Origin of the sequence: Serratia sp. 22278, assembly GCF_052045405.1 — a bacterium.
Classification (GTDB): domain Bacteria; phylum Pseudomonadota; class Gammaproteobacteria; order Enterobacterales; family Enterobacteriaceae; genus Serratia; species Serratia marcescens.
This window is the reverse complement of sequence record NZ_JBQEOW010000005.1, coordinates 97,693-113,976: the sequence shown is the minus strand read 5'-3', so window position 1 is coordinate 113,976 and position 16,284 is coordinate 97,693. Positions and strand designations below refer to the sequence as shown.

General features: G+C 58.7%; 14 protein-coding genes and 1 riboswitch. Of the genes, 6 read left to right on the top strand and 8 right to left on the bottom strand.

Annotation, left to right across the window (positions count from 1 at the left end; all coding sequences use genetic code 11):
• The first annotated feature begins 224 nt into the window (after positions 1-224).
• Positions 225-1,757, top strand: coding sequence for an alkaline phosphatase (locus tag ACTJJ6_RS12205; RefSeq protein WP_440803678.1), 1,533 nt, complete (start codon positions 225-227; stop codon positions 1,755-1,757).
• Positions 1,758-1,811: 54 nt separating this feature from the next.
• Here the strand turns inward: ACTJJ6_RS12205 and ribB are convergent, their stop codons facing one another.
• On the bottom strand, positions 1,812-2,465 hold the full coding sequence (gene ribB / locus ACTJJ6_RS12200; RefSeq protein ID WP_004937218.1) for a 3,4-dihydroxy-2-butanone-4-phosphate synthase: 654 nt from the start codon (positions 2,463-2,465) through the stop codon (positions 1,812-1,814).
• Positions 2,466-2,574: 109 nt separating this feature from the next.
• A riboswitch (FMN riboswitch) is annotated at positions 2,575-2,735 on the bottom strand.
• Positions 2,736-2,880: 145 nt separating this feature from the next.
• Between ribB and ubiK the strand changes: the two genes are divergently transcribed.
• Positions 2,881-3,156 carry a ubiquinone biosynthesis accessory factor UbiK gene (gene ubiK / locus ACTJJ6_RS12195; RefSeq protein ID WP_004937216.1) on the top strand — a complete coding sequence of 92 codons (276 nt, stop codon included), beginning with the start codon at positions 2,881-2,883 and terminating at the stop codon, positions 3,154-3,156.
• A 51-nt stretch (positions 3,157-3,207) separates the two neighbouring features.
• Here the strand turns inward: ubiK and hldE are convergent, their stop codons facing one another.
• From hldE to ACTJJ6_RS12180, 3 genes are all read right to left on the bottom strand, one after another.
• Positions 3,208-4,638: a bifunctional D-glycero-beta-D-manno-heptose-7-phosphate kinase/D-glycero-beta-D-manno-heptose 1-phosphate adenylyltransferase HldE gene (hldE, locus tag ACTJJ6_RS12190; protein WP_004937214.1), complete on the bottom strand. Its 1,431-nt coding sequence runs from the start codon at positions 4,636-4,638 to the stop codon at positions 3,208-3,210.
• 77 nt (positions 4,639-4,715) lie between these two features.
• On the bottom strand, positions 4,716-7,553 hold the full coding sequence (gene glnE, locus ACTJJ6_RS12185; protein WP_049299878.1) for a bifunctional [glutamate--ammonia ligase]-adenylyl-L-tyrosine phosphorylase/[glutamate--ammonia-ligase] adenylyltransferase: 2,838 nt from the start codon (positions 7,551-7,553) through the stop codon (positions 4,716-4,718).
• Positions 7,554-7,598: 45 nt separating this feature from the next.
• Positions 7,599-8,906 carry a CYTH domain-containing protein gene (locus ACTJJ6_RS12180; RefSeq protein WP_033639359.1) on the bottom strand — a complete coding sequence of 436 codons (1,308 nt, stop codon included), beginning with the start codon at positions 8,904-8,906 and terminating at the stop codon, positions 7,599-7,601.
• Between the two features lie 278 nt (positions 8,907-9,184).
• On the opposite strand from ACTJJ6_RS12180, the gene ACTJJ6_RS12175 reads away from it, so the two are divergent.
• Complete coding sequence (locus ACTJJ6_RS12175; protein ID WP_016930153.1) at positions 9,185-9,805, top strand: TIGR04211 family SH3 domain-containing protein; 621 nt, start codon at positions 9,185-9,187, stop codon at positions 9,803-9,805.
• A 122-nt stretch (positions 9,806-9,927) separates the two neighbouring features.
• On the top strand, positions 9,928-11,172 hold the full coding sequence (locus ACTJJ6_RS12170) for a multifunctional CCA addition/repair protein (RefSeq protein ID WP_049299879.1): 1,245 nt from the start codon (positions 9,928-9,930) through the stop codon (positions 11,170-11,172).
• A gap of 39 nt (positions 11,173-11,211) precedes the next feature.
• Here the strand turns inward: ACTJJ6_RS12170 and bacA are convergent, their stop codons facing one another.
• Positions 11,212-12,036: an undecaprenyl-diphosphate phosphatase gene (gene bacA, locus ACTJJ6_RS12165; RefSeq protein ID WP_016930155.1), complete on the bottom strand. Its 825-nt coding sequence runs from the start codon at positions 12,034-12,036 to the stop codon at positions 11,212-11,214.
• A gap of 133 nt (positions 12,037-12,169) precedes the next feature.
• On the bottom strand, positions 12,170-12,529 hold the full coding sequence (gene folB, locus ACTJJ6_RS12160; protein WP_015379095.1) for a bifunctional dihydroneopterin aldolase/7,8-dihydroneopterin epimerase: 360 nt from the start codon (positions 12,527-12,529) through the stop codon (positions 12,170-12,172).
• 107 nt (positions 12,530-12,636) lie between these two features.
• Between folB and plsY the strand changes: the two genes are divergently transcribed.
• On the top strand, positions 12,637-13,278 hold the full coding sequence (gene plsY / locus ACTJJ6_RS12155) for a glycerol-3-phosphate 1-O-acyltransferase PlsY (protein ID WP_197798898.1): 642 nt from the start codon (positions 12,637-12,639) through the stop codon (positions 13,276-13,278).
• Positions 13,279-13,372: 94 nt separating this feature from the next.
• On the opposite strand, the gene ACTJJ6_RS12150 is transcribed toward plsY, so the two are convergent.
• Positions 13,373-14,413 carry an Abi family protein gene (locus ACTJJ6_RS12150; protein WP_197798899.1) on the bottom strand — a complete coding sequence of 347 codons (1,041 nt, stop codon included), beginning with the start codon at positions 14,411-14,413 and terminating at the stop codon, positions 13,373-13,375.
• Positions 14,414-14,681: 268 nt separating this feature from the next.
• Positions 14,682-15,698: a tRNA (adenosine(37)-N6)-threonylcarbamoyltransferase complex transferase subunit TsaD gene (tsaD, locus tag ACTJJ6_RS12145; protein WP_440803688.1), complete on the bottom strand. Its 1,017-nt coding sequence runs from the start codon at positions 15,696-15,698 to the stop codon at positions 14,682-14,684.
• A 325-nt stretch (positions 15,699-16,023) separates the two neighbouring features.
• On the opposite strand from tsaD, the gene rpsU reads away from it, so the two are divergent.
• Positions 16,024-16,239 carry a 30S ribosomal protein S21 gene (gene rpsU, locus ACTJJ6_RS12140; RefSeq protein ID WP_001144069.1) on the top strand — a complete coding sequence of 72 codons (216 nt, stop codon included), beginning with the start codon at positions 16,024-16,026 and terminating at the stop codon, positions 16,237-16,239.
• Positions 16,240-16,284: the final 45 nt, after the last annotated feature.

The window sequence follows — 16,284 nt, the reverse complement described above, 5'->3', positions numbered from 1 at the left end:
GAATTAAAAGTAGAGAAATACGCCGGTCAACAGAAAGATAAAAAAATCATATATTTCAATAAAATAATAAGATCAGTGAATACCATGACATTACTGCCACACAGATCCAATTTGTGAACAATTTATGTATTTTTTGTTAACAAAATCTATACACTCCTCCTCTGCCGACGGGAGCAGGCAACGCCGTCGCGCGATGGGAATTACGTCTCACCAAGGAGGAATTCATGTTCAGACTCACACTGGCAACCCGCCTGGCGCTTTCCATGTTCTTACTCGCCGGCTGGACGGCAACCACCGGCGCGGCGGACAACGCGCAACTGACGCAGCGCGAAGATCCTTACTTCCTTCAGGCGCAAACTCAGCTGCAACAGCGACTGAAACAAACCCCAAATACCAACCGCGCCAAAAACGTCATTCTGGTCGTCGGTGACGGCATGGGGTTTTCCACCGTGACCGCCGCCCGCATTTTTGAAGGGCAGCAGCGCGGCGTGGACGGCGAATCCAACGTGTTGGCCTGGGAGGCCTTCCCCTATCTGGCGGCGGCCAAAACCTACTCCGCCGACGCCCAAATCACCGACTCTGCGCCCAGCGCGGTGGCGATGACCACCGGCGTCAAAACCATCAACGATCTGATGGGTCTCGATCATACGGCTACCCTCAACAACTGCGAGGATCAGCAAACCAAGGCCGTCACCACACTGTGGGAGATGGCCGCAACGCTCGGCATGTCCACCGGCGCCGTGACGACCGCCACCATTACCCACGCCACTCCGGGCGCCACCTATGCCCATATCGCCAATCGCGACTGGGAGTCTGACGCCAAAATGCCGGCAAATGCCCTGGCCGCAGGCTGCCGCGACATCGCGCGCCAGTTGGTGGAAATGAAGTACGGCAACGGCCTGAACGTAGCGATGGGCGGCGGGCGCGCCAACTTCCTGCCCGACAGCGTGAGCGATCCGGAATACCCCGGCAAGAAAGGTGCCAGAAAGGACGGCCGCGACCTGACGCAGGCCTGGCTGCAACGCTACGGCGAGCGCGGACAATACGTCTGGAATCAGGCGCAGTTCAACAAAATCGAACCGGGCAACGTCGACCATCTGCTGGCTCTGTTCGAGCCGTCGCACATGAACTTCGAGCACGACCGGCGACAAGACGCGGCGGGAGAACCCTCACTGGCGGAAATGGCCGGCAAGGCCATCGATATTCTGTCCAGGAATCCTGAGGGTTATCTGCTGTTGGTGGAGGGTGGGCGCGTCGATCACGGCAGCCATAACGGCAACGCCTACCGCACGCTGAGCGACGCGGTCGCCCTGAACGAAGCGGTGAAAACCATCGTCGATAAGGTCGATCTGGACGACACGCTGGTGATAGTGACCGGCGATCACAGCCACACGCTGACCATCGCCGGCTATGCCAAGCGCGGCAATCCTATCCTCGGCATTTCCGTCGGCGTCGACGGCAAACCTCGGCTGGGCAGCGACGGCAAGCCCTACACCACCCTCGGTTTCGCCAATGGCCCCGGCGGCGCGATCCCGCTGACCGAGCGCCCGACATTGACCATGGAGCAAACCACCGCGCCCGACTTTATTCAGCCGGCGCTGGTGCCGCTGAACAGCGAGACGCACGGCGGGGAAGATCTCGGCATCTACGCCATCGGCCCCTGGGCGCATCTGTTCCAGGGCACGGTGGAGGAGAACTACACCTTCCACGTGATGAATTACGCCAGCCGCATCGGCGAACGCCTGTCAAAACGGTAGCCACAAAAAAAGCCGCTTTACGCGGCTTTTTTTATCGTTGAAAGCGGCCGGCTATCAGCTGGCTTTTTTCTCGTGCGCCTGGCGGTAGGCCACCAGATCTTCGATGGTCAGCACCACCATGTCGTGCTGTTTGGCGAAGGTGATCACTTCAGGCGCGTGCGCCATGCTGCCATCGTCGTTGGTCAGTTCACACAGCACGCCGGCTGGTTTGAAACCGGCCATGGAAACTAGATCGATGGTCGCTTCGGTGTGGCCGCGACGGCTCAACACACCGCCCGGCTGCGCGCGCAGCGGGAACACGTGGCCCGGGCGGTTCAGGTCGCTCGGCTTGGCGCTGTCTGCCACCGCCGCACGGATGGTGGTCAGGCGATCGGAAGCGGAAACCCCGGTGGTCACGCCCTGCGCCGCTTCGATGGTCACGGTGAAGGCAGTCTGGAACTGGCTGGAGTTATTGGTCACCATCATCGGCAGCTCAAGCTGCTGACGGCGTTCTTCGGTGATGCACAAGCACACGATACCGCTGCCGTGGCGAATGGTCAGCGCCATCTGCTCAACGGTCATGGTTTCCGCGGCGAAGATCATGTCACCTTCGTTTTCACGGTTTTCATCATCGAGCACCATTACGCCGCGCCCGTTGCGCAGTGCGTCGATCGCGCGTTCAACGCGTTCTGTTGGCGTGCCGAAGTCTGAAAGTAGCGTCTGATTCATGGTAAAAAACCTCATTAAAAATTATGGATTACCAGAACCAGGGCGATCTTGAGGAGTAGCTAGCAATAGCTAAAAAAATAACGCAAGCGGGCGCATGCCCGGCAGATACCGTTACTCTCTCCCATCCGGACTATAACCGTCGGCCCCGGAATTACACCGGATCTGCTGACCTCTAACCGGCCTTTACAGGCTGGCTGAGCGCTCGCGGGCTTTCACCGTAGAAGGTGATTTACCGCCGGTGGGGACTTTCACCCCGCCCTGAGAATAAGCAAGATGACTATAACGCTAATGGGTAGGCAGGGCAATTGGCAAAAGCACAATTCGGCCACGTACGGCGAATGCGCTTAATGGTTTATCCGACGGGCAACTCGCATTACACTAAGCGGCAGCTATTAAACTCTGAAAGGGATACGCCATGATTGACCCGAAAAAAATCGAACAAATCGCACGCCAGGTTCATGAGTCCATGCCTAAAGGCGTTCGTGAATTCGGGGAAGACGTTGAGAAAAAAATCCGTCAGGTGCTGCAGTCGCAGCTGACCCGTCTGGATTTGGTTAACCGCGAAGAGTTCGACGTGCAGACTCAGGTGCTGTTGCGCACCCGCGAGAAGCTGGCGCTGTTGGAGCAGCGCATGGCCGAGCTGGAAAGCAAGCTGAGCGCGGCGCCGGCCGCCAAGCAGGAAGACGAATAATTCCCGCCAAGGGCGCGCACCGCGCGCCCTTGTACTTTACGTCGCCCGGCGTTAGCCGCGCCCGTCTTTGATCGCTTTGATGATGTTGGTGGTCGACAGGCCGTCTTCAAAGTTCAGCACTTTGACATCGCCGCCGTTGGCCCACACCTCCGCACTGCCGGCAATCTCTTCCGGCTTGTAATCGCCGCCTTTGACCAGCAGATCCGGCAAGATGTCGGCGATCAAGCGCTGCGGCGTGTCCTCCTCGAACGGCACCACCCAATCCACCGCTTCCAGCGCGCCCAGCACGATCATGCGGTTCTCCAGCGCGTTGACCGGGCGTTTTTCCCCTTTCAGGCGTTTGGTCGACGCATCGCTGTTCACCGCAACGATCAGGCGATCGCCCAGCTTGCGGGCGTTGGCCAGATAAGAGACGTGGCCGGCATGCAGAATGTCGAAGATGCCGTTGGTCATCACCACTTTCTCGCCGCGCTGACGCGCCTGCGCCACGGCGTTTTTCAACTGCGCTTCGGTCATCACGCCAAAGCCGGTTTCGGCGCGGCCGCGCACCGCGTTTTCCAGCTCGATGGGCGACACGGTAGACGTACCGAGCTTACCCACCACCACGCCGGCGGCGGCGTTAGCAAGGAAGCAGGACTCTTCCAGCGAGTTGCCGGCGGCCAGCGAGGCGGCCAATACGCCGATCACGGTGTCGCCGGCGCCGGTCACATCAAACACTTCCTGCGCCTGAGTCGGCAAGTGCAGCGGCTCAACGCCAGGCTGCAGCAGCGTCATGCCGTGTTCGGAGCGGGTAACCAGCAGCGCCGACAGCTCGAAATCCGCCACCAGCTTCATGCCGCGTTCCACCAGTTCCGCCTCATCCTTACAGTGGCCCACCACCGCTTCGAACTCGGACAGGTTCGGCGTCAGCAGCGTCGCGCCGCGATAGCGCTCGAAATCGGAGCCTTTCGGATCGATCAGCACCGGCACCTTGGCGGCGCGCGCCAGCTGGATCATGCCCTGCACCTGGCTGAGCGCCCCCTTGGCGTAATCGGACAGCACCAGCGCGCCGATCTGCGGCAACGCCTGCTGAATGCGCTCCAGCATCGGCTGCGGATCGACGTTGGAGAAGCCTTCTTCGAAGTCGAGACGGATCAGCTGCTGGTTGCGCGACAGCACGCGCAGCTTGGTGATGGTCGGATGGGTCGGCACCGAGACGAAGTCGCAGCGCACGTTGACTTCATTCAGTTTGGCGCTCAGCGCCCGCGCCGCATCGTCGATGCCGGTCAGACCCACCAGGCGGGAAGTGGCGCCCAGCGAAGCGATGTTCATCGCCACGTTAGCCGCGCCGCCGGGACGCTCTTCGATGGTATCGACCTTGACCACCGGCACCGGGGCTTCCGGTGAAATGCGGCTGGTCGGCCCATACCAATAGCGATCCAACATGACGTCACCGACCACCAGCACACCGGCGCGGCGAAAATCAGGCAGCGTAACTTTCATCCGATAACTCCAAAAAAGAACAAAATTTTAGTGGCGCAGATATTACCACAGACCGCCGGAATACCCGCAAAAAGGTATCAATCCAGCCATTTGGCCCAGCTGGCGCGCACCTGCTCGCGCTCGGCGGCAAACAGCTCGCTGTCGACCTTGCCGGAATGCTCCTGCAGCGCCAGGTGGTGGATCTCGTCGCGCATGGTGACATAAGCCTGGGTCAGCGCGCGCGCCTCCTCTTCCGGCATGATGTCGTAATTGGCCATCAGCTCGAAGATGCGCACATTGTCCGACCAACGCGTCAGGCGCGGTTCACCCGGCGCATAGCGTAAGACCAGATATTGGGCGATAAATTCGATGTCGGTAATGCCGCCCTCATCAGCTTTGATATCAAACAGATCGCGCTGCTTGTTACCGAGATGGTTGCGCATCTTTTCGCGCATCTCGCGCACTTCGCGCTTCAGGGTCTCCGGATCGCGCGTTTTGCACAGGATCTCGCGCCGGATCGCGTCGAACTGCTGATGCAGCGCCGGGTCGCCATGCACGATACGCGCGCGCACCAGGGCCTGATGTTCCCAGGTCCAGGCTTCATTTTGCTGGTAGTCGGCGAACGCCTCGACGGTGCTGACCAGCATCCCCGCGGCGCCGGAAGGCCGCAGCCGCGCGTCCACCTCATACAGAATGCCGGAAGAGGTGCGGGTGCTGAACAGATGCATCACCCGCTGCGCCAGCCGCAGGTAGAACTGGCGGCCGTCGATGCAGCGATCGCCGTCGGTCATCACCTCCGGCGGGCAATCCAGCAGGAACACCAGATCGAGGTCGGAACTGTAACCCAGCTCCCAACCGCCCAGTTTGCCGTAGCCGATCACCGCAAAGCCGCGCCCCTCACGCTCCTGCAAATGGGTGGGCTGGCCGTAGCGCGCCACCATGTCGATCCAGGCCTGCTGCACCACCGCGTCGATGATCGCCTCCGCCAGATAAGTCAGGTGATCGCTCACTTTCATCACCGGCAGCGCGCCGGCGATATCCGCAGCGGCGATGCGCAGCTGCTGCGCCTGTTTGAACTGGCGCAGCGCCTCCAGCTTTTGCTCTTCGTCGTCTTCCGGCACCCGCAGCAGATATTGCCGCAGCTCGCTGCGGTAGGCGTCCAGCGCCACCGGCTGATACAGCGTGGCCGGATCCAGCAGTTCGTCCAGCAACAGCGGGTAACGCGACAGCTGGTTGGCGACCATCGGCGACGCGGCGCACAGGCGGATCAGATGACTGAGCGCCGCGTGGTACTCCACCAGCAGCTCGAGGTAGGTGGTGCGGGTGACGATGCTGAGCAGCAGCTGCGCCAGCCGCACCAGCGCGGTCGGCGCGTCCTGACGCGGGCACACCTCCGCCAGCAGGCGCGGCATCAGCTGATCGAGCACGTCGCGGCCCCGCGGGCCGATGGTGCGCTTGTCGACGTCGTGGCGGAAATCGGCGATGGTGCGCAGCATCTGTCGGCGCCCCTCTTCGTCGAGATGCGGCGTCAGCGGCGCCAGCTCGTTCTCCTCCAGCGCGTCCTGCCACAGGCTGTGGTAGTGCTGGTAGTCGGGATCTTCACCGACATCCGGGCTATCGTCGCCGATCAGGTCGTCGAACACCGCGCGCACCGCCTGCATGTGCGCGTCCAGCGCCGCTATCAGCGCCGGCCAATCCGCCAATCCCATGCCGTAGGCCAACCGCGCCTGATCGAGCGCCTCCTGCGGCAGCGTCTGGGTTTGCTGATCGCCGATCGCCTGCAACAGGTTCTCCAGCCGCCGCAGGAACAGGTAGGCGGCGCTCAGCGCCCGCACCTGCTCGGCCTCCAACAGCCCCAGCTCACCCACCGCCTGCAGCGTCGGCAGCAGCGAACGCCCTTGCAGCGCCGGTTCACGGCCGCCGCGGATCAGCTGGAATACCTGAGTGATGAATTCGATTTCTCGAATGCCGCCGGCGCCCAGCTTGATGTTGTCCTTCAGACCGCGCCGCCGCACTTCACGGGCGATCATGCCCTTCATGTTGCGCAAAGATTGGATGACGCTGAAATCGATGTAGCGGCGGAACACGAACGGCCGCAGGGTTTTGCGCAGCTCCTGGCTATAGGCGTCTTCCGCCCCGCCCATCAGGCGCGCCTTCACCATCGCATAGCGCTCCCAATCGCGCCCCTGCTCCTGATAATAATCTTCCAGCGCCGCGAAGCTCATCACCAACGGGCCGCTGTCGCCGAACGGCCGCAGCCGCATGTCCACGCGATAGACGAAGCCGTCGATGGTTTGCTGATCCAGCGCCTTGATCAACCGCTGGCCGAGGCGGGTGAAAAACTGGGCATTGTCCAGCTCGCGCCGTCCGCCCTGGGTCTGGCCGTTCTCCGGGTAGGCGAAGATCAGATCGATATCCGACGAGAAATTCAACTCGCCGCCGCCCAACTTGCCCATGCCGAGGATCAACAGCGGCTGCGGCTCGCCGGCGGCGTTGCACGGCGTGCCCCATTCGCGGCAGCAGGTTTGGTACAGCCAGTCGCGCGCGCTGACGATCAACGTTTCCGCCAGTCCGCTCAGCTGCAGCAGCGTTTCTTCGGTCGAACACAGCCCCTGAGCCTGCGCCCAGGCAATGCGTACCAGCGTTTCACGGCGAAACAGACGCAGCGTGCGCATCAGCTGCGCCTCGTCGCGCACCTCTTCCAGCTCGTCCTGCAGCCAGGCGGCATAGTGCTGCCACTCGCCGGGCGCCGGCGGCTGTTCGCGCAGCGTCGCCAGCCAGGCAGGCTGAGCGAGCAGCGCGTCGCTGACGAAATCGCTCGACGCCAGCACCCACTGTTCCTGCTCGCTAAAGGCGCAGTCCGCGCCGTGAACTTCCTGAAAACGCTGCACAATCTGCTGTGCCTGAGCCTGTAACGCGGCTGAAAGTGGCGACATAGTGTATGACCCGTTCTGCGGCCCACGGCTGGCGGGCCGGCTGGATTAACGAAGCGCGCCGTTTAACCAGAATGGCGCATGCGATAAGGCCTGTTTGCGGCTGGCTTCATACCAGCCCTGACGGCGCTCGCTCAGCGCCGCCTGCAGCTCGCGCCAGGCCTCGATATAAGGCCCGGTCTGTTCGTCGGGATAAGCGCCCGACAGCAGGACCAGCGCCGAAATCTGACGCGTCAGGCGCGGCAATTGTTCCTGATATTCATCTTCGTTCAGCGTACGGCTGAAGGCCTCTTTCAGCTCTGCGCCGCTGCGCCCCAGCATGATGTCGCTGAAGCGTTTGAAAGAACCATCCAGCTTGGCCTGCGCTTTGGCGTCGATAAACGGCCGCCAGGCGCCGCTCACCAGCCATGATGTGAGCGCCAACTTACATTGCAGGTAGACCGCGCTGTAGCACAGGGTCTCTGGTTGCGCGGTTTTGTCCGCCAACAGCGGTTCGAGCTCGGTCAGGCGGGCGCGCAGATCGGCGCTGGCCTTGCGCGGCACCAGGCCGCCGAAGATCACCAGCGCCTGGCGGATCGTTCCGACCGCCTCAATCACCGAAGCGCGCGCCTGCGCGTCGCCGCGCAGCCACAGCTCTTCATGGTACTGCCAGTGGCTGAGCGCCAGCTCGAAGGCGGCGATCATCCCCTGCTCTACGGTCGCCTTCGCCGCCGGCTTCAGCACCCGCAGCGGACGCACCTCACGCGGCGGATTGCCCTGCGCCAGGTGGTAACCGCGCGCCGCCTTGCTCAGGCTGCCCTGACGCAGCCCGTCGTGCGCCGCCAGCTCACCGGCCAACGCCAGCAGATCGGCGGTATTGCCTTTCAGCAACTCCAGTTCTATCTCACTCAGGGCTTCGCTGAGATCACCGGCGCGCACCTCACCCTGATCCAAGCCAATCTCTATCTCGCTTTGGCCGTAAGTAACCACCCACTTCTCACGCACGAAATCAGTACGGAACAGCGGTTGCAACGCCTGCTGCAGCGCCGCGATATCGCAATCCTGCGGCCAGATGTCGGCAGGGAACTGCGCCAACGCCAGCTGCGGCTCGGCGATAGCGACATTGTATTCCGGGCGCTGGTGCAGGCCGCCCACCACTTTACCGGCGGTTTTGATGGTCATCTCAAAGCGATCGTCGAAACCGCGAATGCGCAGCCCCATGTCGTGACGGCGCAGGAAGTTGTCGGCCGTTTCGAAGTAAATGTTGGTCAGCTTTTGCGGCGCGGAATGCTGATGCGGCCAGGCGGCGAGCCAGTGTGGCAGAGCGGCCACCGCTTGCGGCGCGGCGATGAATTTCAGTTCAATTTCAACGGTCATAATTCTTTAACACCAATAAGTTACGCATTCGCGTCGGTTTCAGCGCGGCGCGCTCGGCCCGCCGTATGCTGCCCACTGACGCACAGTTGTCATTATCTTACCGCGATTCCCAGCGCCTTAACCCTGCTAACTGTAGAAAAAACCTGTTACGTTATAAAACGCTGCGCAACTCACAGAATCAGCCACAGTAAGATAGTTCTCATTCCGGTTTTGGCGTTGCGTCGTCAGACTGAACCCTCTACTATCGTTCCATAAATTCACCCAGAAACGATGAACTAATGCAGAAATTACGCCTGATTTTCCTTGCCGCGCTGAGCTTCAGCATCACTTGGGCCGCACATGCCGAAGATAAACGCTATATCTCCGATGAGTTAAGCACTTACGTCCATAGCGGCCCAGGTAATCAGTACCGTATTGTCGGCACTCTGAACGCCGGTGAAGAAGTGACCCTGCTGAGCGTCAACGACAGCACCAATTACGGCCAGATCCGCGATCCGAAAGGCCGCACCACCTGGATCCCGCTCGATCAGCTCAGCCAGACGCCAAGCCTGCGCACCCGCGTGCCGGAGCTGGAACAGCAGGTGAAAACCCTGACCGACAAACTGGCCAACATCGATAACACCTGGAACCAGCGTACCTCGGAAATGCAGGAAAAAGTCGCGGGCAGCGACAGCACCATCAGCAGCCTGCAGAAGGAAAACCAGGATCTGAAAAACCAGCTGGTGGTCGCGCAGAAGAAGGTCAACGCCGTTAACCTGCAGCTCGACGACAAGCAGCGCACCATTATCCTGCAGTGGTTCATGTACGGCGGCGGCGTTGCCGGCGTCGGTTTGCTGTTGGGCCTGCTGTTGCCGCACCTGATCCCGCGTCGCAAGAACAACAATCGCTGGATGAACTGATTTCAGTATCGTTCAGTTTGAGTATGGGCGCCTGCGGGCGCCTTTTTCATTGGCGCCGACATCCCGCGGCCAATTCATGTAATCTGATAGACAGGGCCTTACACGATATTCAGGAGTCAACAGTGCAGATTTATCTGGTCGGCGGTGCCGTTCGCGACAGCCTGCTCAACATTCCGGTGGTCGATCATGATTGGGTGGTGGTGGGCGCCACGCCGGCGGAGTTGCTGGCGTTGGGCTACCAGCAGGTCGGCAAAGATTTTCCGGTGTTCCTCAATCCCGATACCCACGAGGAGTATGCGCTGGCGCGCACCGAGCGCAAATCCGGCCAAGGGTACACCGGTTTTACCTGCTATGCCGCGCCGGACGTGACGCTGGAAGACGATCTGCTGCGGCGCGATCTGACCATCAACGCCATCGCCCGTTCCGCCGAAGGGGAACTGATTGACCCTTACGGCGGCGTGGCCGATCTGCAGGCGCGCGTGCTGCGCCACGTTTCCGACGCGTTCGGCGAAGATCCGCTGCGCGTGCTGCGCGTGGCGCGATTCAATGCTCGCTTCGCTCATCTGGGTTTTCGCATCGCCGACGAAACGCTGGCCCTGATGCGCCGGATGGCGCACAGCGGTGAACTGGCCGCGCTGACCGCCGAACGCGTCTGGAAAGAAACTGAAAAAGCGCTGCAAAGCCAGAGCCCGCAGGTCTATTTTCAGGTGCTGCGCGACTGCGATGCGCTGGCGGTGCTGTTCCCGGAAATCGACGCGCTGTTCGGCGTGCCGGCCCCCGCCAAGTGGCACCCGGAGATCGACACCGGCGTACACACGCTGATGGCGCTGGCGATGGCCGCCCGCCTCACGCCGGAGGTGGACGTGCGCTTCGCCACGCTGTGCCACGATCTTGGCAAAGGGTTGACGCCGAAAGCGTTCTGGCCGCATCACCACGGCCACGGCCCGGCGGGCGTACGGCTGGTCGAGGCGCTGTGCCAGCGGCTGCGGGTGCCCAACCCGGTGCGCGATCTGAGCAAGCTGGTGGCCGAGTACCATGATTTGATCCACACCGTGAACAAGCTGCGGCCGGAGACCCTGCTGAAGCTGTTCGACGCCATCGACGTCTGGCGCAAGCCCCAAAGGCTGGAGCAGATGATCCTGACCAGCGAAGCGGACGCGCGCGGCCGCACCGGCTTTGAGGAGAATCCTTATCCGCAGGGCGACTATCTGCGCCAGGCGTATCAGGTGGCGAACGCGGTATCGATTAAAGAGGTGGTAGCCAGCGGGCTGCAGGGCACCGCGATCCGCGATGAGCTCAAACGCCGTCGCCAGCAGGCGCTGGCCGACTGGAAGCTCAACCAAACCATCCTCAACGATCAGGCATAAAAAAACCCCGCAGAGCGGGGTTTTTTCTTGCCATCGTGCTTACAGGAATACCATGTAAACCACGGCCGCCACGATAAAGCGGTAGATGGCGAACGGCACGAACGAGATGCGTTTGATCAGCGACAGGAAGGTCTTGATCGCAATCAGCGCCACCACGAAGGCAGTAACGAAACCGACGGCGAACATCGGCAGATCGCTCCAGGTCAAGAAGTGCAGGCTCTTGTACAGATCCAGACCGCTGGCGCCAATCATCATCGGCACCGCCAGGATGAAGGAGAACTCGGACGCCGCATAACGGTTTACGCCCACCAGCATACCGCCGGCGATAGTGGAACCCGAACGGGAGAAGCCCGGCCACAGCGCCAGGCACTGGAAGCAGCCAATCATGAACGCCTGGCGGTAGGTGATGTCATCCAGCCCTTCCGCTCTCGGTTTCTTCGGCTTCAGCCATTCCGCCGCCAGCAACAGCAGGCCGCCGACGACCAACGCGTACATCACGTTTTTCGGCGCGAACAGCGATTTAATCACATCGTGGAATACCAGACCCAGCACCACCGCCGGGATCATCGCCAGCAGGATATGCCCCAGCTTCAGTTGGCCGCTGGTTTTGCCCTCGTGCTCCACTGGCTTGCCGCCGAAATGGATGCCGATCAGGCCGAACAACCGGCGCCAGAACATCACCACCACGGCCAGGATCGACCCCAGTTGGATGATGACTTCAAAGGTTTTGGCTTTGTCGCCGGTAAAACCCAGCCACTCGCCAACGATAATCATATGCCCGGTGGAAGACACCGGCAGAAATTCGGTTAACCCTTCGACAACCCCAAGAACAAACGCAATAAACAGTGAATGCATGTCAGCCATGTGCTTCGCTCACCCCATAAAATAACGGCCATCACATAAAAAAGCGGCAGTGCTTAAAAGACAATGCCGCTAAAACAATTCTCAGGATTAAGACCAGTTTAACGGTCTTTCGTTGCAAGCAGATGACATAAAATCATGCGGGACGAGTGCCGCGCTCAATGATCACGCCGACCCGATTGGCATGTGCTACAGCGCCCGGTTTGCTGACCTTAATACGGACCCACGGGGAATTGAAGCGCTGAAGCAAAATTTCGGATATTTCCTCCGCTACGCGCTCCACCAGCGCGAAGCGGTTCGACTCAACATGCTGGATCACGGCGTCGCTGACATCGGCATAGCTCAGACAGTCATTTACATCGTCGCTGGCGGCGGCCGGCCGGTTATCCCAGCCCATTTCGATATCGAACACCAGCTTCTGACGAATGCCCTGTTCCCACTCATAAACGCCAATGGTGGTAATTACGGTAAGCTCTTCAATAAATACGATATCCATCACGTCATTCTCTGTTTTTGGCCTTGCCGGATACCACTTCCAGCGGAATGTGCGTATTATCCATAGATGTTGCGAGTAAAACGACCATTATTAAACGGAACCGCGTTATGAGTGCTACCGCGCTTGGCATGATTATCTTCGCGTATCTGTGCGGCTCGATTTCCAGCGCGATCCTGGTTTGCCGGATCGCCAGGCTGCCGGATCCGCGTGAACATGGCTCAGGAAACCCCGGGGCGACCAACGTCCTGCGCATCGGCGGCCGGCTGGCGGCGGCGGCGGTGCTGGTGTTCGATATTCTGAAAGGGATGCTGCCGGTCTGGCTGGCCTACAAACTCGATGTGCCGCCGCTGTATCTCGGCCTGACGGCGATCGCCGCCTGCCTGGGGCACATCTATCCGGTGTTCTTCCACTTCCGCGGCGGTAAAGGCGTGGCGACGGCGTTTGGCGCCATCGCGCCTATCGGCTGGGATCTGACCGGCCTGATGACCGGCACCTGGCTGTTGACGGTGCTGCTCAGCGGCTACTCTTCGCTCGGCGCCATCGTCAGCGCGTTGATCGCCCCGTTCTACGTCTGGTGGTTCAAACCGCAGTTCACCTTCCCGGTAGCGATGCTCTCCTGCCTGATCCTGATGCGGCATCACGACAATATTCAGCGCCTGTGGCGCGGCCAGGAAGGCAAGATCTGGGGCAAGTTCCGCAAGAAGAAAAACGCGGCGATCGAACCAATAGGAAAAGATCGGGAAGATTGAAAAGCAATAGTAAAACTGCCGCCACAATTAGGCGGCAGTCTGTTTAAGATAGAAGTAGAATAGAAAAACAGTTAATCCTACTTAATAACGAAGCTCAATTAGCCAAAATCCTTGTAGCTAACCTTGTGTTCTTATATCTTTTTGGAATAAATGTGACTATCATTCCCTTCCGAAGAGTGTCCAACTTGTTTTTGATAATATCCTCATTTCTATCAATAACGAATGTTTCTGTAAAAGCACATCTAAGTGGTTTAAGAACAACAACACGCTGATTTATAAAAATAATAGCGCCTTCAATACGAGTTTTACAGAATGCTTGCTGGTGCCATGCATCAACATCTATCGCAGGAACAGTGGTAAGATTTGACGCGATCCCCCTAAACTGCTCAATAGATTGAACCATTAATAAGTTGGTTAAGGCATGATGGCTACCAACAAGTTCGAGTGACTTCAAATTAGATGGGTTTATCGCCTCAATCAGCCGTAGACAATCATAATAAAAATCAATAACTTTGTTAAGGTAAGACTCGATGCCATACAAATCCTTTGAAAACCATAGGGGCTCATGGTGAGCAATTCGATTACGCATCTTGTTTACAGTCCTTAGAATGCGAGCAATTTCACCATGACTAATCCTGCGACCAGGAAAAGAGTATGGGATCATTTTTGGCCATAACCGGAGAGATGCCGCATCAGTTTCAAGATGCGACTGGCATATATGATTCCATACACCAAATGATAGCTGTGGAATAATGTTATCTGCGGTCACTTCCAACCCACTATTTTGAAGCTTTCTTTCTGCTGTTCCTAACGCCTTCTTCGTTTCTTCGTATTGAGGTTCTGCTGATGCCTCATAAAACGTCTTGAACCATAATGGATCAAGCAAACCTTCAACTTCATCTAAAGCCTTGCCTGACTCAATGAGCTGTTGTCGAGTCATCGTTTCATATCCAGAACAAATAGCGTTACGCAGAGAAACCTCAAGTATTTGTAATACCGGAAGAAACTCAGCACAAACTCGCTTATTCCAAATGTATAAACCTAGACACTCCGCCATGTCCGTAGTAGCGAAACAGCGTTGATATGTCGCCAATCGTTTATCTGATATGGAGCTTGTAATCCGCTGAAGAGTCATTACTTACCACTTTTATATTGTTATCATGTTGTTACCAACATAATACACAATATCTTACAGATTGTTCCTTTCGTTATCATAAATATGCACCATGTCGCAAAGCAAAAGTGGTGTTGACATAGTGCCTAACTCAAGGTAGATTTGCTGTGTACCGCAATTCGGTACACATTGATAGGCATTTAGGGGAGACAGTTCCGCCTAATAAGCCGAAAACATTCGGGATAACCCGCCATTACATGGCGGGTTTTCTCGTTTTTAGCCTTGATGATTATATAACCGCAGGCAATTCCGCCAGCGGCCAGCGCGGCCGCACCGAAACGCTCAGCTCCGGGTTGGCGCCGCTCTTCAGCCGCACCATGCCGGCATAGGCGATCATCGCGCCGTTGTCGGTGCAAAATTCCGGGCGGGCATAGAACACTTCCCCGCCGCGCTTGTGCATCATCTCCGCCAGTTTGGCGCGCAGCGTGCGGTTGGCGCTCACGCCACCGGCCATCACCAGGCGTTTGAAGCCGGTCTGATCCAACGCGCGTTTGCATTTTATCGCCAGCGTATCCACCACCGCATCCTCGAAGGCGCGGGCGATGTCGGCACGCGTCTGATCGTCGTTGCCGTTGGAGCGAATGGTGTTGGCGGCAAAGGTTTTCAGCCCGGAGAAGCTGAAGTCCAACCCCGGACGATCGGTCATCGGCCGCGGAAAGGTAAAACGCCCCGCCGTGCCCTGCTGCGCCATCTTCGACAGCATCGGCCCGCCGGGATAATCCAGGCCGAGCAGCTTGGCGGTTTTGTCGAACGCTTCGCCGGCGGCATCGTCGATCGACTCGCCCAGCAGTTCATATTCACCGATGCCGGTGACGCTGATCAACTGAGTGTGGCCGCCGGAGACCAGCAGCGCGACGAACGGGAACGCCGGCGGGTTATCTTCCAGCATCGGCGCCAGCAGGTGGCCTTCCATGTGGTGCACCGGCACCGCCGGCACGTTCCAGGCGAACGCCAGCGCACGCCCCACGGTAGCGCCGACCAGCAGCGCCCCCACCAGGCCCGGCCCGGCGGTGTAAGCCACGCCGTCGATATCGGCCGGGGTCAGACTGGCCTCTTTCAGCGCCGCCTGAATCAGCGGCACGGTTTTGCGCACGTGATCGCGGGAGGCCAGTTCCGGCACTACGCCGCCGTAGTCGGCGTGCAGCTTCACCTGGCTGTATAATTGGTTGGCCAACAAACCGGTTTGATCGTCATACACTGCAATTCCGGTTTCATCGCAGGACGTTTCTATACCCAGTACTCGCATTACATTTCCCATCATTCACGTGCGGCCGCCAGTCTACCACATTCCGCCGCATTTACCGCCGATGCGGCGCATCTTGTCACCGGCTTGCGCCTATGTCGATGATTCATCCAGAAAATGCCCGAGCGATTAAACACGAGCATTTTTTTCTGATTAGTCTATAATCAGCGCCCGGTGCAAAATTGCGCACGTTGCGGCAGAGCGACGCGGGTTTCAATTTGCTGTGATGCTTTACAAAGCAGCATCCATTGGAGTAAAATTCCGCACCATTTTGAAAAGGCTGGCGCTTGGCCAGCAGCAAACCGAATTTTATTGAGGTGAGAGGCACATGCCGGTAATTAAAGTACGTGAAAACGAGCCATTTGACGTTGCTCTGCGTCGTTTCAAACGCTCTTGCGAAAAAGCGGGTGTTTTAGCTGAAGTTCGTCGTCGTGAGTTTTATGAAAAACCAACTACCGAACGTAAACGCGCTAAAGCTTCTGCTGTGAAACGTCACGCGAAGAAACTGGCTCGCGAAAACGCACGCCGCACTCGTCTGTATTAATTCTTCGGGGGCAACCCCACCGCGTGAATTTCTGATTTTCAAAAT